The organism is Pseudomonas khorasanensis (genome assembly GCF_014268505.2).
GTDB classification, from domain to species: Bacteria; Pseudomonadota; Gammaproteobacteria; order Pseudomonadales; family Pseudomonadaceae; genus Aquipseudomonas; species Aquipseudomonas khorasanensis.
Map to the genome: position 1 here is coordinate 995,247 of NZ_JABWQP020000001.1, position 24,918 is coordinate 1,020,164.

The window sequence follows — 24,918 nt, forward strand, 5'->3', positions numbered from 1 at the left end:
GCGATTACTCCTTTTCAGAGCCAGATCGGGGTGGGTTTTGCTGCACTCTCTAAACAAGACGTTTCAGCTCAACAAATCATGAAAGAAAAGATGTAGAAATTTCGTCGCCAATTCGTCGCGCCCATGTGATGACGGCTGTGGCTCGCTGCCTGGCGCGCTAATTTTTTTTGCTTCTGCTTCGTTTCCTCGACAGGCTCATTGCGCGTGGACGCATGGGTAATCGACCTTTGGATCAGGAGCGAGCGTGATTATTTCCAGGCAACTCACCGGACTGGCCCTTGCCGGTACCTTATTCGGACTGAGCCTGTCGGCCCATGCACTAAGTCCGACTGCGGACACCCGCGCTGACATTCGCCGCACCAGTTTTGGCGTGCCGCACATTCGTGCAGAAAACGAGCGAGGCCTGGGTTTCGGCATTGGTTACGCCTACGCCCAGGACAATCTGTGTCTGCTGGCCAACGAGATCGTGACCGTCAGCGGGGAGCGCTCACGTTATTTCGGTCCAGAAGCATTGACTGTCGAACAGCGGGAAAACCGTGTCAGCGACGTCTTCTTTACCTGGCTTAACACCCCGGCGGCAGTCAGCACCTTCTGGCAGGCGCAGCCGGCTCCAGTGCGCGATCTGGTCGAGGGTTATGCCGCCGGTTACAACCGCTACCTGGCCGAACGCCGTCAACAAGGCCTGCCCCAGCAATGCCAGGGCGAATGGGTGCGCGATATCCGCGCCGAGGATCTGGTCAAGCTGACGCGGCGCCTGCTGGCTGAAGGCGGCGTGGGTCAGTTCGCCGAAGCCCTTGCTGGCGCAACACCTCCTCAAGCCACGGCGCAGGTTGAGCACAATGTGCGGGCTTACCAGTTGGCCGAAGCACGTCAACAGCGTTTCGCTCTGGATCGCGGCAGTAATGCCGTGGCGGTCGGTAGCGAGCGCTCGTTCAACGGCCGAGGCATGTTGCTGGCCAATCCGCATTTTCCCTGGGTCGGCGGCATGCGTTTCTACCAGATGCACCTGACCATCCCCGGCAAGCTCGATGTCATGGGCGCCGCGTTGCCGGGCTTGCCGATGATCAACATCGGTTTCAACCAGCATCTGGCGTGGACCCATACGGTCGACTCGTCGAAACACTTCACGCTGTACCGCCTGCAACTCGATCCGAAGGATCCGACCCGTTACCTGCTCGACGGCAAGTCACTGCCCATGAACAAGCAGACGGTCACCGTGCAGGTCAAACAGGCTGACGGCCAGGTCGCAGCGGTGTCGCGAGACATCTATAGCTCGCAGTTCGGGCCGATCGTGCAATGGCCGGGCAAGCTCGACTGGGACACGCAATACGCGTACAGCTTGCGCGACGCCAACCTAGACAACGATCGCGTGCTCAATCAGTGGTATGCGATGAACCGGGCCAGCAGTCTCAAGGATCTGCAAGATGCGGTGCACAAGATTCAGGGTATTCCGTGGGTCAACACGCTTGCGGTGGATGACAAAGGCCAGACGCTGTACATGAACCTGTCAGTGGTGCCGAACGTAAGCGCGGCGAAACTGGCCAAATGCAGCGATCCACGGCTCGGCCTGCGGATGATTGTGCTCGACGGTTCCAGCAGCGACTGTGCCTGGGATATCGATCCGCAAGCGGCACAGAAGGGCATTTTTGCTTCCAGCCAGTTACCGCAATTGCTGCGCAAGGACTTCGTTCAGCACTCCAACGATTCCGCGTGGCTGGCCAACCCGGCGCAACCGCTCACCGGTTATTCACCGCTAATCAGTCAGGATGGCCAGCCGCTGGGCTTGCGTTCGCGATTCGCGCTGGATCGTCTGGGTGACCTGGCCAAAAAAGGGCCGCTGGCGGTTAAGGATCTGCAGCACATGGTCATGGACGATCAGGTCTATCTGGCGACTCAGGTCATGCCCGATCTGCTGAAATTCTGTGCCTCCGGCCTGGGTGGAGATGCGGCGACAATTGAACCTGTCTGCGCGAGCCTCAAGGATTGGGATGGCCGCGCCAATCTGGATTCCGGAATCGGTCTGGTGCACTTCCAGAACATCATGCAAGCACTGCTCGAATCACCGGACATCTGGCGTGTCGCGTTCAACCCGGCCGACGCGCAAAACACCCCGCGTGGCCTGGCGGTCGAGCAGCCAGCTGTTGCCAGGGCGCTGCGTGAAGCCATGCTCGCCTCGGTCGAACTGACCGGCAAAATGGGCCTGAAGCCGGGCATGCGCTGGGGTGATATCCAGGTGGTCAGCAGTGGCGGGCAGCAAACGCCGATTCACGGCGGGCCGGGCACGCTGGGCATTTACAACGCGATGCAAAGCGTGCCCCGGGATGACGGAAAACTTGAGGTGGTCAGTGGCACCAGCTATTTGCAAGTGGTGAGCTTTGACGACAAAGGGCCGCACGCTCAGGGGTTGCTGGCGTTTTCATTATCCAGCGATCCGGCTTCGAAATATTCGCGCGATCAGACCGAGGCGTTTTCCAAAAAACGGTGGAGCGTGTTGCCGTTCACCGAACAACAGATCCAGGCGGATCCGCACTATCAGGTGCAGAGCATCCGGCAGGCGCAGGATCAGACAGGGAAGGTGGCAGCGCACTAATACCGCCGCGAGCAGAAAAAAGAAGGCCGCCTCCCACAAGGGACGCGGCCTTCAGCTTTTCGGCGGGCGTTGCGGCATCGAGTTGATCACCGGGTTGCCTTCTTTGTTGCGGGTCAGGTAGACCGGCAACACTTTCGGCAGGCTGCCGGCGAAATTGTTCAGTTCCTTGATGTTATAGATACCGCCCACGCGTATCGCACCGGTGCTGGTGTCGGCCAGCATCAAGGGGTTGCTCAGGTAGCGATTGATCAGCGGCAGGGCTTCGTGAAGCGCGAGGTTGTCGAGCACCAGTTTGCCGCTGCGCCAAGCCAGCGAACTATCGCCGGGGTAGGTTTGACTGATTTGCGGCAGGTAATCGCCGTGCCGGTAACGCGCCTGCATCGAGGGCCCGAGACGCAAGCCTTCACCCGGTAAATCGCGATTGCTGCTGACCAGCACCGAACCCTCGACCAGGTTGAGCCGCACTTGGTCTTCATACAACCAGACATTGAAACGGGTGCCAGTCACCCGAATCCTGCCTTCGCCGGCGCGAACCACGAAGGGGTGTGACGTGTCGTGGCTGATTGTGAAGAACGCCTCTCCCTTGTTCAGGGTAACGCGACGCTCATGCTTGAAGTTACTGAAGGTCAGGTCGGTATTGAGGTTGAGTTCGAGCTGGCTGCCGTCGCTCAAGGTGACCTGCCGCACACTGTCAGTGGCGGCGTAATGCTGATAACTGTTGGGCAACCAGCCCAGGCTCCAGCCGCTGTAAGCGGCCAAAGGCAAGGCGAGGGCGCAGGCTGCAGCGATCGCCGCAAACTTGCCCCACGGACGCGAAGGTTTGCGCTGTGCGGCCAAGGCTTCGGGCTCGGTTCGAGGCAAATCCCCGGCTACTTCCCAGATTTCCTGCATAGCTTCGTATTCCAAAGCGTGCAGGGGATGCGCATCGTGCCATGCCCGGAATGCGCGACGCTCCTCGTCCGTGCAGTCAGCGGCGTGCAGACGCATGCACCAGTGCGCGGCGGCATCGGTGATCACGTCGTATTCGGCTTCCGAGAGAGTGTCTTGGGTCATTGACTCATCCTGATTTCGCCCATTCTAACCTTGACGGCAGCTCGCCGAGAACATCAGTCATGGCATTTGCCCATCAACGTGGAACTTATTTTTTCCTGTGGCGCCCAAAAAACAGGAAGCAAATGCCTACTATCCATAAATGGAGTGAAAAAATGATCAAACAGACTTTCGCAGCCCTGATTGCCACGGCCGGCTTGCTCAGCGCGGGCGCCGCTCTGGCGGACAAGCCAGGCGCAGGCTGGATCACCATCGAAAAAGCCATCGAAGTCGCCAAGACCAAGGCCGGCTATGTCGAGGTCTATGAGATTGGCGCCGACAATGACGGTTACTGGGAAGGCGAAGGGCGCAAGGCGGATGGCACTGTCTATGAGTTCCGCATCGACGGCGCCTCGGGCAATGTGCTGCGAGATCAGAAGGATTGAACATTCCTTGATGTGTTAAAAAAAGCGCTGGCGTAAAGCCAGCGTTTTTTTTCGGCTGTCGCGGCCCAGGTCACAGAGCGCCCGACTGGCTGGACGGTGGCGCGTGTAGCGGTACGGCCGCGGGAAGCGGGTCCAGCGCTCTGCCGAGTTCGCTGATCAGCAACGCGATCGAGTCAGCGTTTGCCAATATCACGGCAGTGCGCGCCTCATCCGAGACAGTACTGCGAAAGGCATCGCGGGCTTCTGCAAGGTTCTTGCTTTTGGTGAGGCTGAGGATTTTCCTGTAATCATCAGCGCGCGCAGGCACCTGGTCCACATCGATCCAGGCCTTGTTGCTCGTTTGCACTGCGAACAGGCGCGAAAGCTCGGTAGAAACCGACAGAGACTTGCGCCTGAGATCAAGGTCATTCTTAAGCAACCGCCCCTTTGCAGTAGCAGTTTTGATCATGTCTGGATACGGACAAATCGCGTCTACCTCCGCTAAATCTTCGCTGTCGCATACTAAATGCGAAAGTTCGTGGATCAAGGTCACAGCACGAGCGTGAGAATCGACATTGAACCGGGGAGGCAGGTAGGCAGTATAGGCATCCAGCCTTGGATTAAAGAAATTCTCGGTGAGGTGGACGATCTTTTTCCTGTCCTGTTTGAAAACGAACGCAATCGTATTGTCGTAGGAGCGCGAATTCAAACCCGCGAAAAAACGTTCGGTGTTGAGTAAGTCATCTTTGGGGTCTGCCAGTTCGTGGCAGAGGGGGATCACCACTTTGTTGATCTTTTCAAGCAGCGCCTGCGTGACTTGCGTCACGTCGAAAAAATCCTTGAGGACGGTTTCTATGCGACTGCCGCCCAAGCGGTCGCGATGTAATGCCAGGTTATGCAGACAGTTCAGCGCGTAGCGTCTCGCCCGAACCACAGCTTGCTGAATGACAAAGGCCCTCGCGGGGTAGCGGCGATTGATTTGCGCCATCCCTCTGGCCTGAATAAGCATTTCTATCATACGGCTTTCTTCGACCTCGGTTTGCGTGAGGTCGCGCCGCTTCGATCGACAGAATTGAACGGGCTGGCCGCCGCGCGCAATGACCAGCCTCGATCTTTTCGGTTCAAGAGCCGGGCCTTGGCCGCCATCCGTGGCGCGCAAATACCAGACTTTTTCAGACTGGATTACCTGATAGACCTTTCCGGCAATCGCCGCATATTTGTGTGTCGCCGATGAATCTCCATAAACCAGCTTATTGCTTTCAAGCTTGAGATTCTCTAGCGCCTCGCTGGTTTCAAACCGCTGAAGATCAACGCGAGCGGCAGAAACGGGTGGCGCTTTTGCCCACCGAGCGGCGACTTCGGCTGTTGTGTCAGTACCGGCAGACGCCTTTGCCTGGGGGGCAAGATCGACCGTTGCCGATTCAGCCTCCTCTTCCCAGGACAAACGGCCGAGACTGAACAGCGAGATAGCCCCCTCGATGAAGCTTTTCACGCCCTTTGCCCAGTGATGACCCTGAAGATCTTCGGCCGACTCCTTGAAGTCCTCATAGCTTTTCCAGAGGAAACCCAAGGAAGCGAGTTTACCGGGCAGCAAATTGGATACCAGGCGAACGCCGTGACTGAAGAGAACCTTCGCCGTTTCCCAGTCCGACTGGGCATTGATCTGTGGCTGGCTACTGAGCAGCTTCGGCATAAGGCTCAGGGTGTCCTTGTGCAACCGTTCGAGTGCGCTGCCATTAATCGGTGTGCTCTGAAGTTTGATTTCAGTGTTTGTACCAATGGTTGTTTTCAACAAGTTCTTGAACACGGCCTGCTGCTCGTCCGGCAGGCGTCGAATGATCAGATCCTGGAATTGGCTGGGGGTATTCACGGCATCGATCAATTGCTCTTCATTTTCGAACTCGCGAAAAACAAACTTGGAGTAAGGCGCATAGAGCACCCGCGGGCCTGTTTGCCCCGCGCCCGGCCCGATGACATATAGCCCAAGTGTGTCGACGAAACTAGCGCCTGCGGTCTTTACCAATGACAGAGGGCTGATAATGGCATGAGCTCCCTCGACCATGTCTCGCGCTACTCCGTCCGGCATGTCTAACACTTGGCATACGTAGTCGTAACCGGTTTCCGAGAGCTGTTGTTGCAACTTCATGGAATGGGCGTGCTGCATCAATTGCCACGGCAATTGACGTAAAAAACGTTTCTTGCTGGTTCGGGCAGACACGCTTTTAGCTGACAGCGCTTTGGTCACTTTGTCTGTGTACGTCGTGGTGATGTCGAGCGACTGCAGGAGTTGCTGCACGGCGGACTGATTGAGATTTTCTGGTAACGCCGTGGTGGTTTTGGTGGCCACTTTAAAGCCCGTGTCCTGGACGATGTTGTAATGATGCAAGGCAAACTCCAACAGATCGCAGGCCGGTCCGGCCAATGTCAGGTTCGGTGTAATCCGGATGTCCTGTGGTTTGAGGCCATTGTCGGGGAATCGGCTATCGAGTAATGCCTGGAGCTTCTCCTCGACATGACCGGCCAAGGTTGGGACGTCATCGAGAAAGTCCTTGCCGTCAATAAAGGCGCGGCGCACCTCATCCAGTAATGCGAGGTGCGTACGTTGTTCCGCCACCGGCGCCATGCGCAACCAGTCGGGAAAGTCCAATTGACGGGAGAGGGTTCGTGCGAGATGGATGGCACGTACCAGGTTTGTATCGATCACCTTTGTTTTCACTTGATCAAGAAATTTTTTAAGCGTGCGCTCCTTTTTGACGCGACTGCGCAGCACGTCACACTCAGCGATGAAGTGCTCAATGGCTGATTGCATACGATCGAGCGAGACGCTGTCTTCAATTAATTTAAAGCTGCCCAGTGTGTATTGCTGGTCCAGTTGATGTTGCGGCGTTTGTAGATTATCCAGCAGCGTATGACTCTGGTTGTTGTCGTCCAGCCGTCGTTGCAACTGCTTTCGCGCAATGGTGATGTCCTCGAAAACTTCCAGGCCAAGAGCCGGCGTCCACAGGATGGCGCGTCCGGAATGGGCGGCATCCATGCCCCCCCGCTCAGTCAGTAGCAGACAATGCGCAAGCGCCAGTGCCTCGTTTACGCCCGTACGGGCGAGGGTGAGCGACCACGCGTCCGGGCGAAAACCGTTGAGTGACTGGCGATCACTCCGGGTCGTGTGCGTGGCGTCGAACACGTTGTCGACAATTTGCCGTTCAGAATCCAGCAAGGCACCGCTCAGATTCCTCAGATACGCTTCAGCGCGTATGCCTTTTTCGAAAGCCCGCGACAGATTCCAGCGTATGCTTTCAAGGAAACCGCGCTGCTCATCGCTGCTCGTGGTCGGCTGATCGGTGAAAGTGCCGGTGAGATATTCCAGGGTTCGCTCCAGGCTCCTCGCCTGTTCCGCAGCCTTGTCAGCCTGCACGAGGGACGATGGCGGAGCACTGGTAAACAGCGGCCGGGTACTCCAGCGTTCATTGACGTCAAGCTTGAGCAACCGCTCATGAATCATTGAGCGAATATCCAGCGCGATATCGAAGCGTGCATGAACGTCTGTGGTGCGCTCGTTCTGGCGCAAGCGCTGCAAAACAAATTCAATGTTCTGCCGCTGTTTGGTGAGGATGGCCTCGAACAGCGTCGCCATGATTTCACCGCCGATGTTTAGCCCGGACACCTGTGCGTTGGCGAAACCCAGATAGCGGTTGCGTTCATCCAGATTCATCAGCCCGTACAGTTCGTCTTCATGTCCAGCGGCGCCGAGTTTGGCGGTCAACGTTTGCTTGAGGTCGGTATAGTTTTTAAGTGTCTGCAATCCCTGGCTGGGGGTGTAGAGGTAAGCCTTTTCATGGTTGATCATCAGCGAGCCGGCCAACTCGACAAAACTTGTCTCTTCACTCAAACACACGGTTTCAAACGTTGGCCGCCGAACCCCTACACTCGGTTCGCGAATCAAACTGTGCACGGCGTCGAACTCGCCGGCGGTGAGGATTTCCGTTTCTCGCTTGATCATGAAATCCGCGCGCGTCTGATCCAGTAGCGTCTGGCTGAAGAATGTACGTCTGGGCGAGCCTTCAAATGAGGCAGCGTTCCAGTAGACCTCAAGCTGTCGGAACAACAGCATGGTCAATTTGCCCGACGCGGTCTTGATTGCATTCGCCCACGCTGTTTGATCACCTTCCCGGGCCGAACGGGCCGGATGAGAAAACTCAACGGTCCGGCCGTGAGGCCACCCCTGACGGCGAAAGTGCAGCAGCAGCGCTTCACTCAGCGGCAGTGAATCGAGCCACTGCCTGGTCGCTTCGGTTTGCGATGAGAGATCGGCATAAAAATTGACCCTGGTGTCTGATTGCAGCAGTTCGTCAAAGTGAGGCTTCAGCAGTTCATCAAGGATCTTTTCCAGCAAGGCGGCGAGCGAGGGAAGGCGTTTGAGCTCGTCCACCAAGTCGCGTGCGCATGCTTGCTGGGACTCGGTGATCGCGGCCTGTTGATCCTCGAATACATCGCCTTCGATCGTTTCGCGGGTGACGGTAATGCCGCGCTTTTCCACCAGCTCCTTACGCCGTGAGACGCTGAGAAACGCCAACAAATCATCCTGCTCGTTTGCGTCATCGAGGCGTTTTTGCAAAGCGTCCGTCAGCGCTTTCTCGTCGCTGTATTTTTTCAGACCGTCGTAAGGGGTGTACAAAAACATGCCGTTGTCATCCGGTCCGGCGCCGAGAATGAAGCAGCCGGCCAGAGGTACGGCCAATTGCCAATCGGCGTTGAGCAGAATGCGTTCGGCCCGCATAGGCGGGGTTTGAACGCTGCGCAGGGCGTGGGTCGCCAGTTGCGCGTTAGCGAGCCAGTCGAAGTCTTTGCTGTTGAGACTGTGAGTTTTAGCCAGGTCGGCATGGAGACCGGAGGCGTTGAAAATGTCGGGAAACAGAAGCGGTGCGGTCGAACTGGACATCATCGAAGCTCTTAATGAGGCGCCATCGGGCGGGACTCAACAATAGGCCCGCAGTTCGCCGCACTTGCGGTAGACCGTTACCGCACGTACCAGCTTTAGATGTGCGCTTGCCAAAGGCAGGCGTTGCCGATCAATCGAAGGGTTGACAGGCAGCAGCTCTGGCGGGGTTAATCGGGAGGCAATCCGACCGTACGCTGTTGTTCCCTCCAATAATCATTCTGGAGCTTCAGATGTCTGCGCCACACGATCATGGCTTGTCCTCGTTATCCCTTGAAGCACTCACGCAGTTGCTTGAAACGATTTTTTTGCGCCACGGCACTTCCAGCGAGGTAGCCCGGGCATTGGCGGCCAACTGCGCCGGCGCCGAGCGCGACGGTGCCCACAGCCATGGAGTGTTCCGTATTCCCGGCTATGTCTCGACCTTGAACAGCGGCTGGGTCAATGGCCAGGCCGTGCCACAGGTCGAAGATGTCGCTGCAGGCTTCGTCCGTGTGGATGCCGGGAACGGGTTTGCCCAGCCGGCATTGGCTGCCGCACGACCTTTGCTGGTGGAGAAAGCGCGCCACGCCGGGATCGCCGTTCTGGCGATTCGCAACTCCCATCACTTTGCCGCGTTGTGGCCGGACGTCGAGCCGTTCGCCGACGAGGGGCTGGTGGCGTTGAGCGTGGTCAACAGCATGACCTGCGTGGTCCCACACGGCGCTGATCGGCCCCTGTTCGGCACTAATCCGATTGCCTTCGCTGCGCCACGCGCGGGTGCCGCGCCGATTGTTTTCGACCTGGCCACCAGTGCCATCGCCCACGGCGACGTGCAAATTGCTGCGCGCAAAGGTGAGAAATTGCCGCCCGGGATGGGCGTCGACAGCCTCGGTCAGCCGACCCAGGATCCCAAGGCGATTCTTGAGGGCGGCGCCTTGCTGCCATTTGGCGGCCACAAGGGTTCGGCGTTGTCGATGATGGTCGAGTTGCTGGCGGCGGCACTGACTGGCGGGAATTTCTCGTTTGAGTTCGATTGGTCCAACCATCCCGGCGCGAAGACGCCCTGGACGGGCCAGTTGCTGATTGTCATTGATCCGGACAAGGCGGCGGGGCAGAGTTTTGCCCAGCGCAGTGAAGAGCTGGTGCGCCAAATGCACGGGGTGGGGCTCAAACGCTTGCCGGGTGATCGACGTCATTTGCAGCGCGCCCGATCGTTGGCTCAGGGCATTGCGCTGGATGAACAGACGTTGGCGCAATTGCGTGAATTGGCCGGCGAGTGAGCGGGGATTGTTCACCGGCCGGGTATAAAAAAGGCGAACCCTGAGGTTCGCCTTTTTCTATCTGTCTGACTCAGCGACGGCCGAGCAGCAACCCAACCACCAGACCGAAACCGGCGGAGATCGCTACGGTTTGCCAAGGATGGCCACCGATGTAGTTTTCGGTGGCTTCAACAGCGGGTTTGGTGCGGTCGCGCACGCTGGACACTGAATCCAGCGCTTGCTGCAGTTTCAGGGCGATTTGTGCGCGCAGCGTTTCGGCTTCTTCGCCGACCAGAGAAGCGCTGCTCTTGAGCAGCTTGTCCGATTCTTCGATCAGCGCCTGAAGGTCGCTGAAGGCTTGATCCTTGATTTGCTCTTCAGTGTGTGTCGAGGCGGATTTGCGGGCCATTGAGTGATTCCTTGCAGGTGAATGGACAGTGACTAATGGAGTGTAGCGGCCAGTGAAAAGTTGCATGACATTCGCTGGCAAAGGAAAAACCTGCAACGGAGATTTCCGTCGAGCGTGTAAGATGTCGCCATTTTACGCAGCAGGATAATTCCCCATGAGTTTCAATCTGGCCGACAAATCCCTTGCAGAGCGCGCTGCGCTGGAAGACGAGAAATCCCGTCTGTTCGAACTCTGGCAGAACAATCTGGGCAAAGCCAAAGGCGAAGCCGCGCGTTTGTTCGGCGAACGCGGCAAGCGCAAAGGCAAATGGGCCGAGTGGGTTCGGGCCGAACTGGACGGCATGTCCCCACCGGAGTTCGCCAACATGGTACGCAGCGAAGTCAATCGCCTGATGGCCGCGAATAAATAAACAACTTCAGGCTTGGCTGAACGTTGCGGCAATCGCCTCGCGAACCTTGATCACCACCGGGTCGACGTGGGTGCTGGTGCGCCAGCCCAGTTCCACCGGATAGCGCGGCAGGGCCAGAGGGCAGGGCATCATCGCCAGCCCGCTCAGCGCCGCGATGCTTTCGGCGGCGTGGGTCGGGATGGTCGCCACGGCCTGACTGCCCTTGAGCAAGAACGGCAGCGCGGCAAAGTGGGTGGTCGAAGCGCACACCCGGCGGCTCAACCCTACGGCCGCCAAACCCTCGTCGGTTATGCCGATAAAGCCGCCCGACGACACCAGAATATGTTCGCGGGCGACAAACTCTTCCAGTTCGATCACTCGCTGGCCGGGCGCAAGGCTGGCCGGATCAACCAGACAGGCGTATCCGCCGTCGCCCAACACCTGACGGCTGAGCAAGCGTTCGGCAAATCCACCGGCCGTGATCGCCAGGTCGATGCTGCGCTCCATCAATGCGCGAGCGACGATCTGGCTATGGGTCTGGCGGAAAATCAGCCGCAGTTTCGGCGCATGGCGGGCGATTTCCTCGATCAATCGGCGGCCATAGGCAATCTCAAAATCATCCGAGAGACCGACCGTTACCGAGCGTCCGTCGTATTGAAGCGCCGCGGGATCGAGCATGGCCAGACTCTGTCTGCATTTATTCAGCGCATCGCTGATCACGGGCTTCAGCTGATTGGCCTGAAGGGTCGGGGCCAATCCGCGCCCGGTGCGCACGAACAACTGATCGCCATACACCTCGCGCAAGCGGCGCAACGCGGCACTGACCGCTGACTGCGTCACGCCAAGGCGCAGGGCAGCGCGGCTGGCGCTGGATTCCTCGTGCAGCGCTTCAAAGACTTTCAGCAGATTGAGGTCGATGTTGGCGATATTCATTTGGCTCATATCATTCAGCACTGGTCCGGGCTTTATTCATGATCGCGTGACGCTGGAGAATCAGCAACACCTGAACCTGATGGAGTGAACGTGATGCCTAAGTCCATTGTTGCTGCACTGCAGATCGGCGCCTTGCCCGGCGGAAAAGGCGAAACCCTCGATCAGATCCTGGGCTGGGAGAACGCGATCATCGAATCCGGCGCGGCACTGGTGGTGATGCCGGAAGCTCTGCTCGGTGGCTACCCAAAAGGCGAGGGGTTCGGCACCCAGTTGGGTTATCGGCTACCCGAGGGACGCGACGCCTACGCGCGTTATTTCGCCGACGCTATCGATGTCCCCGGCGCCGAAACCGAAGCGCTGGTCGGACTGTCCGCCCGCACCGGGGCTAACTTGGTCATCGGCGTGATCGAACGCGCCGGCAGCACTTTGTATTGCACGGTGCTGTACTTCGATCCTCAGGCGGGCCTGACCGGCAAGCACCGCAAACTCATGCCCACCGGCACCGAGCGGTTGATCTGGGGCAAGGGTGACGGCTCGACACTGCCGGTGTTCGATACCCAGGTCGGCAAGCTTGGCGCGGTGGTGTGCTGGGAAAACATGATGCCGCTGCTGCGCACGGCGATGTATGCCAAAGGCGTCGAAGTCTGGTGCGCGCCGACCGTGGATGAGCGCGAGATGTGGCAAGTCAGCATGCGCCACATTGCCCATGAAGGACGCTGCTTCGTGGTCAGCGCCTGTCAGGTGCAGGCCTCGCCGAATCAGTTGGGCGTGGAGGTCGCCAACTGGCCGGACGATCGGCCGCTGATTGCTGGCGGCAGCGTGTTCGTCGGGCCTATGGGCGATGTGCTGGCCGGGCCGTTGCGGGGGGAGGCGGGGTTGCTAACGGCTGAAATCGACACCGAAGAACTGATTCGCGCACGGTATGACTACGACGTGGTCGGCCACTATGCGCGGCCGGATGTGTTTGAGTTGTCTGTCGATGAGCGCGCCAAGCCGGGTGTGCGGTTCAACACCTGACCTCCGGGCTCACTCCTACAATGGTTTTGTGTTTTTCCCGGATAGCGGCTGACTACCAGGTCGCCGCACTGGCCTTGGGCAAACTCAGCTTGCCGCTGTCGGTAAAACGCATCGTGCCGAACAATCCGCCGGCCAGTTTGCCGCGCAATACGTAGGGCAGGTTGTCGAGGCTTTGCGTCTGGCTCAGGCCCAGCGTCTGGCGCAGCACCGAGAAAGCCGAAACGCTGACCGGGACCGTGACGATGGTTTCTGAAAAACGTGGAATCGAGCCGCTCTGGTCGCTGACGCCGGAAGCGAGAGAATGACCATTGACCTCCAGGTCGAGGGCGATACCGTTGTACTCGATCGCGGTCTCATTCGGGTTCTGCACACGCAGCTTGATGGCGAAGCGTACTTCCAGTTCCTGGCTGGGCAGCGGTTCGAGGCCAACCACGTTGATGTTCACCGGGTCGCGGTTGGGAAACAGCGCGCAGGCACTGAGCGACAGCAGCAGGAGCGACAGGACGACGGCTTGAATGCGGCGCATAAAAATCTCTCGACAAAAAAGGGCTGAACCGTTGCCGGCGCAGCCCTTTTTGCCAGGACCTGACTTCAGCGGTTCATGCGTGCGACATCCGTCGGCGAGGCAGGTTCACCCTTGGCGGACATATCGGGGTTTTCCATGACCTGCAGAATCGAGGCTTCCGGGTCGAAATCGTCTTCTTCCAGCTCGATGAACTCTTCCGGTAGAAAGATGTTCAGCACGATAGCGCACAACGCACCGACCGTGATTGGCGATTCGAAGATGTTGCGCAGCGCTTGCGGGAGTTCACGCAAGACTTCCGGTACGGCCGCGATGCCAAGGCCCATGCCCAGCGAAATCGCCACGATCAGCATGTTGCGTCGATGCAGGCCGGCTTCGGCAAGAATCTTGATACCGGCCACGGCGACGGTGCCGAACATCACCAGTTCAGCGCCGCCGAGCACCGGTTTCGGCATCAGTTGCAGTACTGCGCCAATCATTGGGAACAGGCCCAGCAACACCAGCAGGCCGGCGATGAAAAACGCCACGTAGCGGCTGGCCACACCGGTAAGCTGGATCACACCGTTGTTCTGCGCGAAGGTCACCATTGGCATGCTGTTGAACACTGCCGCCATGGCCGAATTGAGGCCATCGGCAAGCAAGCCGGATTTGATCCGGCGAATGTACAGCGGGCCTTTGACCGGTTGCCGCGAGATCATCGAATTGGCAGTCAGGTCACCGGCCGCTTCCAGCGGCGAAACCAGGAAAATCACTGCCACCGGCACGAACGCGACCCAGTCGAAGTTGAATCCGTACTTGAACGGCACCGGCACGCTGACCAGTGGCACATCGGGCATTGAGGCGAAGTCCACCGTGCCCATCAGCCACGCCACCACGTAGCCGAGGGTCAGGCCGATGACGATTGCGCCCAGGCGCAGAAACGGCACGTCAACGCGGTTCAGCACAACGATCGTGCCGATCACCAACGCTGCCAGAAACACATGACTGCCGGCGCCGAGGTCTGCCGCGCCGAAGCCGCCAGCGATATCGGTCATGGCCACTTTGATCAGCGACAGGCCCATCAGCGTGATGATCGTGCCAGTGACCACCGGGGTGATCAGCATGCGCAACTTGCCGATGAACTGGCTGAGCACCACTTCGATGAACGCGGCGAAAAAGCACACCCCGAAAATCGTCGAAAGGATTTCGTCAGTACCGCCGCCACGTGCCTTGACCATGAACCCGGCGCTGAGGATTACGCTGATAAACGAAAAACTGGTGCCTTGCAGACACAGCAACCCTGAACCCACAGGGCCAAACCGCTTGGCCTGCACGAAGGTGCCGAGGCCCGAGACGAACAGTGCCATGCTGATCAGGTAAGGAATTTCGCTGTGCAGGCCGAGGGCGCCGCCCATGATCAGGGTCGGGGTGATGATGCCAACGAAACTCGCCAGGACGTGCTGCAGCGCGGCGAACACGGTGGCGGTCAGGTGCGGACGGTCGTTGAGGCCGTAGATCAGGTCGTTGTTGCGCGAAGCTTTTTCAGAAACGGTCATGATGAGGTGAGTGCCGCAAAGCGGGGCCGGGTCAGAAAATGGGTGCGCAGAATGCCGTATGCGGACGGCGAGGGCAACGAGCAATAACTGCCTGAAAGGTCAGGTTTTGCTGGCTTCAGCGCTTGATTGGTTCCCTGTGGGAACGATCACTGGCTCGCTACTTCCCTTGAGTCGCCATGGCATACTGCCGCACATGACTTTCGAATCCCCCCTCAGTGCCTGGCAATACGCCGTTGAACACAAGGGCTTCATCCAGGATGAAGCCCAGGAACATGCGGTCTGGACGTTGCACAAATGCCACGAAGCCTTGCACGCCGGCACCCGTTCGGTCAGTGGCGTGTACTTGTGGGGGCCGGTCGGTCGCGGCAAGACATGGCTGATGGATCAGTTCTACCAAAGCCTGCGCGTGCCGGCGCGGCGCCAGCATTTTCATCATTTCATGGGCTGGGTGCATCAGCGTTCGTTTCAGCTGACCGGTATCGCCGATCCCCTGAGGACACTGGCTAAAGAGTTGGCCGCCGAAGTACGCGTGCTGTGTTTTGACGAACTGTTCGTTAACGATATTGGCGACGCGATCATCCTTGGCCGACTGTTCCAGGTGATGTTCGACGAAGGCGTCGTAGTGGTCTGCACCTCCAACCTGCCGCCGGATGATCTATACGCCGATGGCTTCAACCGCGACCGTTTCACCCCGGCGATCGCCGCCATCAAGGCGCACATGCACGTAGTGGCAGTGAATGGCGCCGAAGATCACCGGTTGCACCCGGGCGCTATCGAACAGCGCTATTTCGTCAACGACGCCGATTCGAAGAGCGCGTTGAGCGATGTGTTCAACACCCTCGCTTCAGGAGAGACAGCGAGCAAAGAACCCATCGCCGTGGGCCACCGAATGCTTAACGTGTTGCACGCCAGTGACACCGTGCTGTGGTGCCGTTACAGCGATCTGTGCGAGCAGCCTTTCGCGGCCATGGACTTCATCGCGCTGTGCGATCGCTACCGGGCTATTCTGTTGAGCGAAGTGCCAAATCTCAGCGCGCAGAAACGCGAAGGGCGGATAGCACGAGGCACCGAAGACGGCGCCGAGCGCGTGGTGGCGGGCGACCGTGAACTGCCGCAGTTGTCAGTGCACGACGACGGCGTCCGCCGCTTTATCGCGCTGGTTGACGAGTGCTACGACCGCAAGGTGCCGCTGTACGTCGAGGCACGCGTGCCAATGGAAGCGTTGTACACCGAGGGTTATCTGGAATTCCCGTTCCGTCGCACCCTCAGTCGCTTGCAGGAAATGCAATTGCAGCGTTTTGCCGAAGTGTGAAAGAAGAGGGCGCCGACATGAGCCAACCGCTGTCCCATCATCTGCTGACCATGGCTTACCAGAATGCTTGGGCCAATCATCGACTGGCCAAGGCCTGGACTCGACTCGACGAGACTGAGCTCGCCGCGCCACGTGTGGGCTTCTTCCCAAGCATTCGTCTGACCCTGAACCACATCCTGACCTGCGACTGGTTCTACGTCGACGCGCTGGAACGCGAGTTGCGCGGTGACGAGCCGCACCCCGATTGCTACGTGTTCTTCAGTGAAGACGAGCCGTTTACGGACGCCGCCGCGCTGCGTGAAGAACAGGCTCGAGTCGATCGTCGTTTGATTGCCTATTGCGAACAGCTGCGCGATGCCGATCTGACGAGGATCGTCACCATCGCCCGCGAAACGCCACAACATGACAGCCGCCTGCGAATGCTTTCACATTTGTTCGAGCACCAGATCCATCACCGTGGCCAGGTGCACGGGATGCTCAGCGGCACGGCGGTCGAACCACCGCAACTGGACGAGTTTTTCTGTGCTGGGGAAAGCGCATTGCGCGCGAAAGATTTTGCCGAACTGGGCTGGACCGAAGAGCTTATCTGGGGCCATTAACCGCAAAAGATCGCAGCCTCGTTGCACATATCGAGTTGTAGGCGCTGACGAGCGCAACGAGGCTGCGATCCTTTGATCTTGATCTTCAAATCAGCGCGCTCGAGGCCTGACAGCCCTCGCCACCTAAAAAAAAGGCGCCCCAGACAGGGCGCCTCAACTGTCTTCTCCCGGGCCAGAGCGGAGCCACGGAAGGTCCATCGGTTGCTCAAAGACGCTCAGTCTCGATAAGACTCGGTGACTTGCGCCGTCTGGTCAGCGGGAACGCGAATTTCCTTCGCATCGGCGTCAGACGTTCGTTCGCTCTGCGCGTGCTGGACCGGGAAGTTGTCGTAGTAATAACGCATGCGCTCAGCGCCGCCCTCAGCGAAGGCGCTGGTGGAGCCGATGGCGAGCAGGGTGGTGAAGATGAGAGTAGTGGTTTTCATGGTGCCTCCGACTGAACAAGTGGGAGTCGGTTCGTCCGTGAAGCTGATCTCGACGCAGAGTCTGTCTGGCGCCCATTAACGCTCGGTTAACATTCGAACAGTGCAGATGTTGCGAGGTGTTGCGAGGAGGTATTGGGGAAGAGCAACCTGACTAGCGGGCACAAAAAAGGGCCGTTTCCGGCCCTTTTCTTTTTACTTGTGTGCCACTTCCGCAGGCGCTGGGGCCGGCGATTTAGGCTTCATCAAACTGAAATCGATCAACGCCCGTTTCGCAGTTTGATAGGGATCGCCAATCAGCAGTGGTCGCGCCACAAAGCTGTCGCTGACCAGGCTCTTGCTGCGATCCAGCTCATCCGAGCTCAACCCGGCCAGGTCCGCCCAGGTGTGGATGAACTGCGAGCTGCTGTAGGGGCGGCTGAGGTCGCCAGCGAAGCTCCAGTCGTGATTCTCCTTCCACTTCGGCGAGGCCCAGGCCATGAACGGAATGGTGTACATCGGCGCGGTCGGCTTGTTTTCGTTCCGGCCCAGCGTGTTATGGCCGACCGAGTCGAACACGTCTTCACCGTGGTCGGAAAGGTAGAGCAGAAAGCCGTTCGGATCGGACTTGGCGTAGTCCTTGATCAGGCTCGAAACCACGAAGTCGTTGTAGAGCACGGCGTTGTCGTAGCTGTTGTAGGTCGGCACCTGATCATCGCGCACACCGGCCGGGATGCCCTGGCGGTCCTGGAACTTATCGAAGGTCGGCGGATAACGGTACTGGTAGCTCATGTGCGTGCCGAGCAAATGCACGACGATCAGCTTGCGCTCTGCCGGATCAGTCAGAGCCTTGTTGAACGGCTCGATGACGTCGCCATCGTACTGAGCGGCGTTCTGGTTGCGGTTGTTGTTCAGGTACACCTGCTCGTCGGCCTGTTCGGAGAAGGTCGTGAGCATGGTGTTGCGCTTGGTCATGGTCTGCTGGTTGGTGATCCAGAAGGTCTTGTAACCCGCCTGTTTCATCACGCTGACCAGCGAGGGCGTGGACAGGTACAGGTCCGGATTCTGCTCATCGGCAAAGGTCAGTACTTGCTGCAACGCTTCGATGGTGTAAGGGCGCGGGGTGATGACGTTGTCAAACACCGCGAGCTGATCCTTGAGCTTGTCCAGTTCCGGCGTGGTATTGCGCGGATAACCGTAGAGGCTCATGCGCTGGCGGTTGGTCGATTCACCGATCACCAGCACCAGGGTCGCTGGCTGACCGGCCGAGGCGTCCTTGAGGTTTTTCAACGGCGGGATCTTGCTCGCACTGTCGAGCATGCCCTGCATGTCGGCCAGGGTTTCCTGATAGCGATGATAGGCCACGAGCATCTGCCACGGCACTGCGGGCTCGATGCGGGTTTCGAATTTCTCGAACCCCTGGGCGAAGGTGCCCATGCGCATGGTTTGCTTGACCAGCGGATAGCCGACCACGGCAACCACGATCGCTGTCGCGGCCACCAGTGCGCGACCACGGGGCATGTACACCGGGCGCAGGCGTGTCCACAGGAAATAGGCGAACGCGGTATGGACGAGGAACGCCGGGACCATCCACCATGCGAAGTACTGGGTCATGTACTCGCCGGCTTCAGACACGTTCGACTCGAACATGATGAAGATGACGCTCTGGGAAAACTCCTGCTGATAGATGAAGAAGTAACCGAGGCTGGCCATCGAACAGGCCCACAGCACCACGCCGATGATGGCGGCGAGCAGGCGGGTCTGCTTGGGGAACAGCAGCATCGGCGCCAGCCACAGCGCACTCATCACGAACGCCTGACGGAATCCGGTGAAGCCGGAAGTGCCGGTCAGCTGGATCAGCAGTTGGGTGATACCCGAGAAGTACCAGAAGAAAACGAACAGCCAGAGAAATCCGGCCCAATCGAAACCAGTCGCAGTCGTTTTGCTGCGTTTGAACAATGCCATTCAGCGCTCCAGCTCAATCATAAAAACCACGCCGGAACGCTTCCATGACACCGACGAACAGAGGCCGTACGCGCAGGTACGGCCAGAATGGGGCGGAGTATCCCCAAGCGAATGTGAAATTTTCGTTAAGTGCCGCTGTTATAGGGCTTTTTAGCGGTCAGAGGTGCAACGTGTCGGGAACGACGGTGGTCGTTCCCGGAGCAGGCGGGGATCAGGCGTGGGGTGCGCGCAGCACAACCGGACGCGGTTGCGGCTGGGAACCTTGGGTCAAAGCGCGCAGTTGCGCCAATTCGTGCTTCAACTGGTCGCGCTCGTCTTTCAACTGGCGCAGCTCATCGCGACGGATAGTGACGTAAAGGGTTTGTGGCGGCATTGCTGTGTGTACTGTGCCCATTGCTCACCTCGCAAATGGCGTGCATCAACTGTAGGTCACTCCTCGTTTCGAGGTGCTTGACTTACTATCGGCGCCAATTTTGATTTCTTTTGCCCTGGAAGGGAACTTTTTTATTTTTCATGGTCGGTGTGTCTTCGGCATGATTTACGACGTTATCAGTCTGGATCGGGCACAATGCCCGGAAACTTCATCGCAACGCTCTGGACTAACCTCCATCACCGCGTTGGGCTATAACCAATGACACACATTTATTTGTAGTAAGGAGCATCAGCACATGCAACTCGGGATTATTGGACTGGGCCGCATGGGCGGCAATATTGCGCGACGTCTGATGCTCAACGGTCACACCACCGTTGTTTACGACCGCAATACCGCTTTCATCGATAACCTGGTCGCCGAGGGCTCCACCGGCGTCGCCGATCTGCCTGCACTGGTTGCCGGTCTGGAAAAGCCACGCGCTGTCTGGGTCATGCTGCCGGCCGGCGCGCCGACCGAAGACACCATCAACACCCTGAGCACCTTGCTTGAACCCGGCGATACCATCATCGACGGCGGCAACACCAACTATAAGGATGACATCCGTCGGGCCAAAACCCTGAACGAGAAGGGCCTGCACTACATCGACGTCGGCACCTCCGGCGGCGTCTGGGGCCTGGAACGCGGTTATTGCATGATGATCGGCGGCGACGCCGAAACCGTGCTGCGCCTCGATCCGCTGTTCGCCGCACTGGCCCCGGGCATGGGCGACATCCCGCGCACCCGGGATCGCAAATCCGATGACCACCGCGCCGAGCACGGCTACATCCACGCCGGTCCCGCCGGTGCCGGTCACTTTGTGAAGATGATTCACAACGGCATCGAGTACGGCATGATGGCTGCGTTCGCCGAAGGCTTCGACATCCTCAAGACCAAATCCAGCGAGCGTTTGCCGGAAGATCAGCGTTTCGACCTGAACGTAGCGGACATCGCCGAAGTCTGGCGCCGTGGCAGCGTCGTCTCGTCCTGGCTGCTCGACCTCACCGCCGACGCCTTGGCCGCTGACCCGAAACTCGACGGTTTCTCCGGCTCGGTGGCCGACAGTGGCGAAGGCCAATGGACCATCGAAGCCGCCATGGAACAAGCGGTGCCGGTGCCGGTGCTGTCCAACTCGCTGTTCTCGCGCTACCGCTCGCGCGGCCAGGGCACATTCGGTGACAAGATCCTGTCCGCGCAACGCTTCGGCTTCGGCGGCCACGTGGAGACAGCCAGGAAATGACCCGTACGATCCGCAGAAAATCCAAGGCAGAACCCGCACCACCGACCACGCTGTTTTTGTTCGGTGCCCACGGCGACCTGGTCAAGCGCTTGCTGATGCCGGCGCTGTACAACCTCAGTCGCGACGGCTTGCTTGACGACAATCTGCGGATCGTTGGCGTTGATCACAACGCAATTACCGATGAGGCGTTCGCGCAAAAACTCGAAAACTTCATCCGTACCGAAGTGGCGGCGAAGGTCGGCAAGGGTGATCAGATGCTTGATCCGGCCTTGTGGGCCAAGCTCGCCAGAGGTATCAGCTACGTCCAGGGTGACTTCCTGGACGACAGCACCTATTCAGCCCTGGCGGCGAAAATCGCCGACAGCGGCACCGGCAATGCAGTGTTCTATCTGGCCACTGCGCCGCGTTTCTTCAGCGAAGTGGTGCGCCGTCTTGGCGGCGCCGGTTTGCTGGAAGAAACCCCCGAAGCGTTCAGAAGGGTGGTGATCGAGAAGCCGTTCGGCTCCGACCTGCACACCGCCGAAGCCTTGAACGCATGCCTGCTCAAGGTCATGACCGAGAAACAGATCTACCGGATCGACCATTATCTGGGCAAGGAAACCGTGCAGAACATTCTGGTCAGCCGGTTCTCCAACGCACTGTTCGAGGCGTTCTGGAACAATCACTACATCGACCACGTACAAATCACCGCCGCTGAAACGGTCGGCGTCGAAACGCGTGGCAGTTTTTACGAAAACACCGGTGCCTTGCGCGACATGGTTCCCAACCACCTGTTTCAGTTGCTGGCGATGGTTGCCATGGAACCGCCGGCCGCGTTCGGCGCCGATGCGGTGCGCGGCGAGAAGGCCAAGGTGGTCGGCGCGATCCGCCCATGGACCACCGAAGAGGCGCGGGCCAATTCGGTTCGCGGCCAGTACACCGCCGGCGAGCGCGACGGTCAGCCGTTGAACGGTTATCGCGAAGAGGCCAATGTGTCGCCCGACAGCACCACCGAAACCTACGTGGCGCTGAAAGTCATGATCGACAACTGGCGCTGGGTCGGCGTGCCGTTCTATCTGCGCACCGGCAAACGCATGAGCGTGCGCGACACCGAAATAGTCATCTGCTTCAAGCCCGCGCCGTATGCGCAGTTCCGCGACACTGAAGTCGACGAGTTGCAGCCAACGTATCTGCGAATCCAGATCCAACCGAACGAAGGCATGTGGTTCGACCTGCTCGCCAAGCGGCCGGGGCCGGCGCTGAACATGGCCAACATCGAGCTGGGCTTTGCCTACAAGGATTTCTTCGAGATGCAGCCATCGACCGGCTATGAAACGCTGATCTACGACTGCCTGACCGGCGATCAGACGTTGTTCCAGCGCGCCGACAACATCGAGAACGGCTGGCGCGCGGTGCAGCCATTTCTTGACGCCTGGCAGCAGGACGCGAGCGTGCAGACCTATGCCGCTGGCGAGGATGGCCCGCAGGCGGCCCACGATTTACTGACTCGCGATGGCCGCGTCTGGCATGGTCTGGGATGAGTGACCTGCCGAAACAACCGATTCGTTTTCTGCTCAGTGACATGGACGGCACGCTGCTGCTGCCCGACCACACGTTGAGCCAGCGCACCCTCGATGCCGTGCGTTCGCTACGAGAGGCGGGCGTGCTCTTCAGCCTTGCCACCGGCCGACCGCCCAGAGCCATGTTGCAGCAGATCGAAGCGTTGGGCGTTGATCTGCCGACCGCGGCATTCAATGGCGGCACCATCGTCAAGCCTGACGGCAGCTTGTTGGCCGCGCATTATTTGCCGGCCACCACGGCGTTGATCGCGCTGGCATTGTTCGCCGATCAGCCCGACGTCGAGGTATGGGTCTTCAGCGGCGGCGACTGGCTGCTCAAGGATCCGCACGGTCCCATGGTGCCGCGTGAGCAACATGGCCTTGGCTATCCGCCGGTGGTGGTCGAGAGCTTCGAGCCTTATCTGGAACGGATCGACAAGATCGTCGCGACCAGCAACAACACTCAGCTGCTGATTGAACTGGAGGCGCAATTGTTGCCCAAGGTCAACGGCATGGCGCAAGTGTCGCGCTCGCAGCCAGTGTATCTCGACGTCACTGCGCTGGAGGCCAATAAAGGCACCGCGCTGGCAACGATTGCCGAATACCTCGGCGTTGCGCTGGAACAAACCGCCGCCATCGGCGACGGTGGTAACGACCCGGCGATGTTCAAATGCGCTGGCTTGTCGATTGCCATGGGGCAGGCAGAAGACGCAGTGAAGCGCCAGGCCGATGTCGTTACCGCGCCAAACACCGAAGACGGTGTGGCGCAGGCGATCGAGAAATACATCCTCCCACGCTGACTCACCGCGGACATGCAGGAACTGCCGCAGGCTGCGATCTTTTGATTGTTTTAACAACGAAACATCGTAGCCTGCGGCAGCTCCTGCAAAAGCTCTCGTTTTAGAGCCAGTAACTCACCGCATACCAGCCCAGCAAGCCCATCACGAATGTGTACGGCAACGCCATCCACACCATCCGCCCATACGACAAGCGCACCAGCGGTGCAATTGCCGAAGTCAGCAGGAACAGGAACGCGGCTTGACCGTTGGGCGTCGCCACGCTCGGCAGGTTGGTCCCTGTGTTGATCGCAATTGCCAATGTCTCGAAATGCTCGCGGGTCATGTGACCTGCGAGAAACGCCTGCTTCACTTCGGTGATGTAAATGGTCGCGACGAATACGTTGTCACTGATGGCTGACAGCAGACCGTTGGCAATAAACAACATGCCTGGCTGTTGCTCCACCGGCAGGGCCAGTACCCATTGAATCAGCGGGGCGAACAGTTGCTGATCATGAATCACTGCCACCACGGCAAAGAACACCACCAGCAACGCGGTAAACGGCATTGCATCCTTGAAAGCGCTGCCCAGACGATGCTCGTCGGTGATGCCGGTAAATGCGGTGATCAGCACAATGACCATCAAACCGATCAGGCCGACTTCGGCCAGGTGAAACGCCAGGCAACCGATCAGTATCAGCGCCGCCGCACCTTGCACCAGCAGTGCCGCCGTCTGGCGCTGCGTGCGCTCGGCATTGTCTTCGGCGGCGTAGTTCGCCAGTACGGCACGCACATTTTCCGGCAGCAGTGTGCCGTACCCGAACCAGCGCAGTTTCTCCAACAGCACGCACGTCACCAGCCCCGCCGCCAACACCGGCAGCGACACCGGTGCGACCTTCAGGAAGAACTCGCCGAAATGCCAACCCATCTCATGGCCGATCAACAGGTTCTGCGGCTCACCGACCAAGGTGCAGACGCCACCCAGCGCCGTGCCGACTGCGCCGTGCATCAACAGGCTGCGAAGGAAGGCTCGGAACTGATTCAGATCATCGTGGTGCAGCGTTGGCAGGTGCTGATCGTCAGTAAATTCGCTGTCCTGACGGGGATCGTTGCCGGAAGCGACCCGGTGGTAAACCGAGTAAAAACCCACGGCGGCACTGATAATCACCGCTGTCACGGTCAGCGCATCGAGAAATGCCGAAAGAAACGCCGACAAGAAGCAGAACAGCAGCGCCAACACAGCCTTGGAACGCACACCCAACAACAGCCGCGAGAACAGAAACAGCAGCAGGTCCTTCATGAAGTAAATGCCGGCCACCATGAACATCAGCAGCAGGATCACCGGAAAGTTGTGCAGCAACTCATCGTAGAGCGCTTGCGGTGTCGTCATCTTCAACAGCAGCGCTTCGACCAGCAGCAAGCCGCCCGGCATCAATGGATAACACTTGAGCGCCATGGCCAGGGTGAAAATGAACTCGATCACCAGCAGCCAGCCTGCGGCAACCGGGCCGACCGCGAACAGCACCACGGCATTGAGAATCAGAAAACCGACGATGGTCGCCTTGTACCAGCGTGGCGATTGCCCGAGGAAGTTGTGCCCGAACGCCTGGGCCATTGAACCGGACATCGGCTGCTCCTTTTATTAAGAAGCGCGA

General features: G+C 59.0%; 20 protein-coding genes. 10 read left to right on the forward strand and 10 right to left on the reverse strand.

Annotated elements, in window-relative coordinates:
* Window positions 1-244 precede the first annotated feature (244 nt).
* On the forward strand, window positions 245-2,590 hold the full coding sequence (gene pvdQ / locus HU727_RS04620) for a bifunctional acylase PvdQ (RefSeq protein WP_186528488.1): 2,346 nt from the start codon (window positions 245-247) through the stop codon (window positions 2,588-2,590).
* Window positions 2,591-2,641: 51 nt separating this feature from the next.
* On the opposite strand, the gene HU727_RS04625 is transcribed toward pvdQ, so the two are convergent.
* Window positions 2,642-3,643 (reverse strand): FecR family protein, encoded by a 1,002-nt coding sequence (locus tag HU727_RS04625; RefSeq protein WP_186528489.1) that lies wholly within the window; start codon window positions 3,641-3,643, stop codon window positions 2,642-2,644.
* A 152-nt stretch (window positions 3,644-3,795) separates the two neighbouring features.
* Here HU727_RS04625 and HU727_RS04630 point away from each other — a divergent pair, with 152 nt between their 5' ends.
* Window positions 3,796-4,065, forward strand: a complete 270-nt coding sequence (locus HU727_RS04630) for a PepSY domain-containing protein (RefSeq protein ID WP_186528490.1) — start codon at window positions 3,796-3,798, stop codon at window positions 4,063-4,065.
* A 70-nt stretch (window positions 4,066-4,135) separates the two neighbouring features.
* Here the strand turns inward: HU727_RS04630 and HU727_RS04635 are convergent, their stop codons facing one another.
* Window positions 4,136-8,980 (reverse strand): dermonecrotic toxin domain-containing protein, encoded by a 4,845-nt coding sequence (locus tag HU727_RS04635; protein ID WP_186528491.1) that lies wholly within the window; start codon window positions 8,978-8,980, stop codon window positions 4,136-4,138.
* Between the two features lie 230 nt (window positions 8,981-9,210).
* Between HU727_RS04635 and HU727_RS04640 the strand changes: the two genes are divergently transcribed.
* Complete coding sequence (locus HU727_RS04640) at window positions 9,211-10,239, forward strand: Ldh family oxidoreductase (RefSeq protein WP_186528492.1); 1,029 nt, start codon at window positions 9,211-9,213, stop codon at window positions 10,237-10,239.
* A 70-nt stretch (window positions 10,240-10,309) separates the two neighbouring features.
* Here HU727_RS04640 and HU727_RS04645 read toward each other — a convergent pair whose 3' ends face one another.
* A complete protein-coding gene (locus tag HU727_RS04645; RefSeq protein ID WP_186528493.1) occupies window positions 10,310-10,627 on the reverse strand; it encodes an ElaB/YgaM/YqjD family protein in 318 nt (105 codons plus the stop codon).
* Window positions 10,628-10,781: 154 nt separating this feature from the next.
* Here HU727_RS04645 and HU727_RS04650 point away from each other — a divergent pair, with 154 nt between their 5' ends.
* Entirely contained in the window at window positions 10,782-11,036 is a 255-nt protein-coding gene (locus HU727_RS04650; RefSeq protein WP_007917411.1) for a hypothetical protein, read from the forward strand.
* 6 nt (window positions 11,037-11,042) lie between these two features.
* On the opposite strand, the gene HU727_RS04655 is transcribed toward HU727_RS04650, so the two are convergent.
* The gene (locus tag HU727_RS04655) at window positions 11,043-11,957 is read right to left on the reverse strand and encodes a LysR family transcriptional regulator (protein ID WP_186528494.1); all 915 of its coding nucleotides are present in this window, start codon (window positions 11,955-11,957) and stop codon (window positions 11,043-11,045) included.
* A gap of 84 nt (window positions 11,958-12,041) precedes the next feature.
* Between HU727_RS04655 and HU727_RS04660 the strand changes: the two genes are divergently transcribed.
* On the forward strand, window positions 12,042-12,965 hold the full coding sequence (locus HU727_RS04660; protein WP_186528495.1) for a carbon-nitrogen hydrolase family protein: 924 nt from the start codon (window positions 12,042-12,044) through the stop codon (window positions 12,963-12,965).
* A gap of 52 nt (window positions 12,966-13,017) precedes the next feature.
* Here the strand turns inward: HU727_RS04660 and HU727_RS04665 are convergent, their stop codons facing one another.
* Window positions 13,018-13,491 carry an LEA/WHy family protein gene (locus tag HU727_RS04665; RefSeq protein WP_186528496.1) on the reverse strand — a complete coding sequence of 158 codons (474 nt, stop codon included), beginning with the start codon at window positions 13,489-13,491 and terminating at the stop codon, window positions 13,018-13,020.
* Between the two features lie 65 nt (window positions 13,492-13,556).
* On the reverse strand, window positions 13,557-15,023 hold the full coding sequence (locus HU727_RS04670) for a nucleobase:cation symporter-2 family protein (protein ID WP_186528497.1): 1,467 nt from the start codon (window positions 15,021-15,023) through the stop codon (window positions 13,557-13,559).
* Between the two features lie 193 nt (window positions 15,024-15,216).
* Here HU727_RS04670 and zapE point away from each other — a divergent pair, with 193 nt between their 5' ends.
* Window positions 15,217-16,335, forward strand: a complete 1,119-nt coding sequence (gene zapE, locus HU727_RS04675; RefSeq protein ID WP_186528498.1) for a cell division protein ZapE — start codon at window positions 15,217-15,219, stop codon at window positions 16,333-16,335.
* Window positions 16,336-16,352: 17 nt separating this feature from the next.
* A complete protein-coding gene (locus HU727_RS04680; RefSeq protein ID WP_186528499.1) occupies window positions 16,353-16,934 on the forward strand; it encodes a DinB family protein in 582 nt (193 codons plus the stop codon).
* A gap of 215 nt (window positions 16,935-17,149) precedes the next feature.
* Here HU727_RS04680 and HU727_RS04685 read toward each other — a convergent pair whose 3' ends face one another.
* The 3 genes from HU727_RS04685 to HU727_RS04695 all read right to left on the reverse strand — a co-directional run bounded on the left by HU727_RS04685 (window position 17,150) and on the right by HU727_RS04695 (window position 19,694).
* A complete protein-coding gene (locus HU727_RS04685) occupies window positions 17,150-17,359 on the reverse strand; it encodes a hypothetical protein (RefSeq protein ID WP_186528500.1) in 210 nt (69 codons plus the stop codon).
* Window positions 17,360-17,551: 192 nt separating this feature from the next.
* Entirely contained in the window at window positions 17,552-19,300 is a 1,749-nt protein-coding gene (locus tag HU727_RS04690; protein ID WP_186528501.1) for a phosphoethanolamine transferase CptA, read from the reverse strand.
* 211 nt (window positions 19,301-19,511) lie between these two features.
* Window positions 19,512-19,694, reverse strand: coding sequence for a DUF6026 family protein (locus HU727_RS04695; protein WP_186528502.1), 183 nt, complete (start codon window positions 19,692-19,694; stop codon window positions 19,512-19,514).
* Window positions 19,695-19,968: 274 nt separating this feature from the next.
* Here HU727_RS04695 and gnd point away from each other — a divergent pair, with 274 nt between their 5' ends.
* Genes gnd through HU727_RS04710 form a run of 3 tightly spaced genes read left to right on the forward strand, consistent with a single transcriptional unit; the run spans window position 19,969 to window position 23,287 of the window.
* The gene (gnd, locus tag HU727_RS04700) at window positions 19,969-20,949 is read left to right on the forward strand and encodes a phosphogluconate dehydrogenase (NAD(+)-dependent, decarboxylating) (protein WP_186528503.1); all 981 of its coding nucleotides are present in this window, start codon (window positions 19,969-19,971) and stop codon (window positions 20,947-20,949) included.
* Window positions 20,946-22,469 (forward strand): glucose-6-phosphate dehydrogenase, encoded by a 1,524-nt coding sequence (gene zwf / locus HU727_RS04705; RefSeq protein ID WP_186528504.1) that lies wholly within the window; start codon window positions 20,946-20,948, stop codon window positions 22,467-22,469. Before gnd ends, zwf begins: the two co-directional genes overlap by 4 nt.
* Window positions 22,466-23,287 carry an HAD family hydrolase gene (locus HU727_RS04710; RefSeq protein WP_186528505.1) on the forward strand — a complete coding sequence of 274 codons (822 nt, stop codon included), beginning with the start codon at window positions 22,466-22,468 and terminating at the stop codon, window positions 23,285-23,287. Before zwf ends, HU727_RS04710 begins: the two co-directional genes overlap by 4 nt.
* Window positions 23,288-23,387: 100 nt before the next feature.
* Here HU727_RS04710 and nhaB read toward each other — a convergent pair whose 3' ends face one another.
* Window positions 23,388-24,890 carry a sodium/proton antiporter NhaB gene (nhaB, locus tag HU727_RS04715; protein WP_186528506.1) on the reverse strand — a complete coding sequence of 501 codons (1,503 nt, stop codon included), beginning with the start codon at window positions 24,888-24,890 and terminating at the stop codon, window positions 23,388-23,390.
* Window positions 24,891-24,918 lie beyond the last annotated feature (28 nt).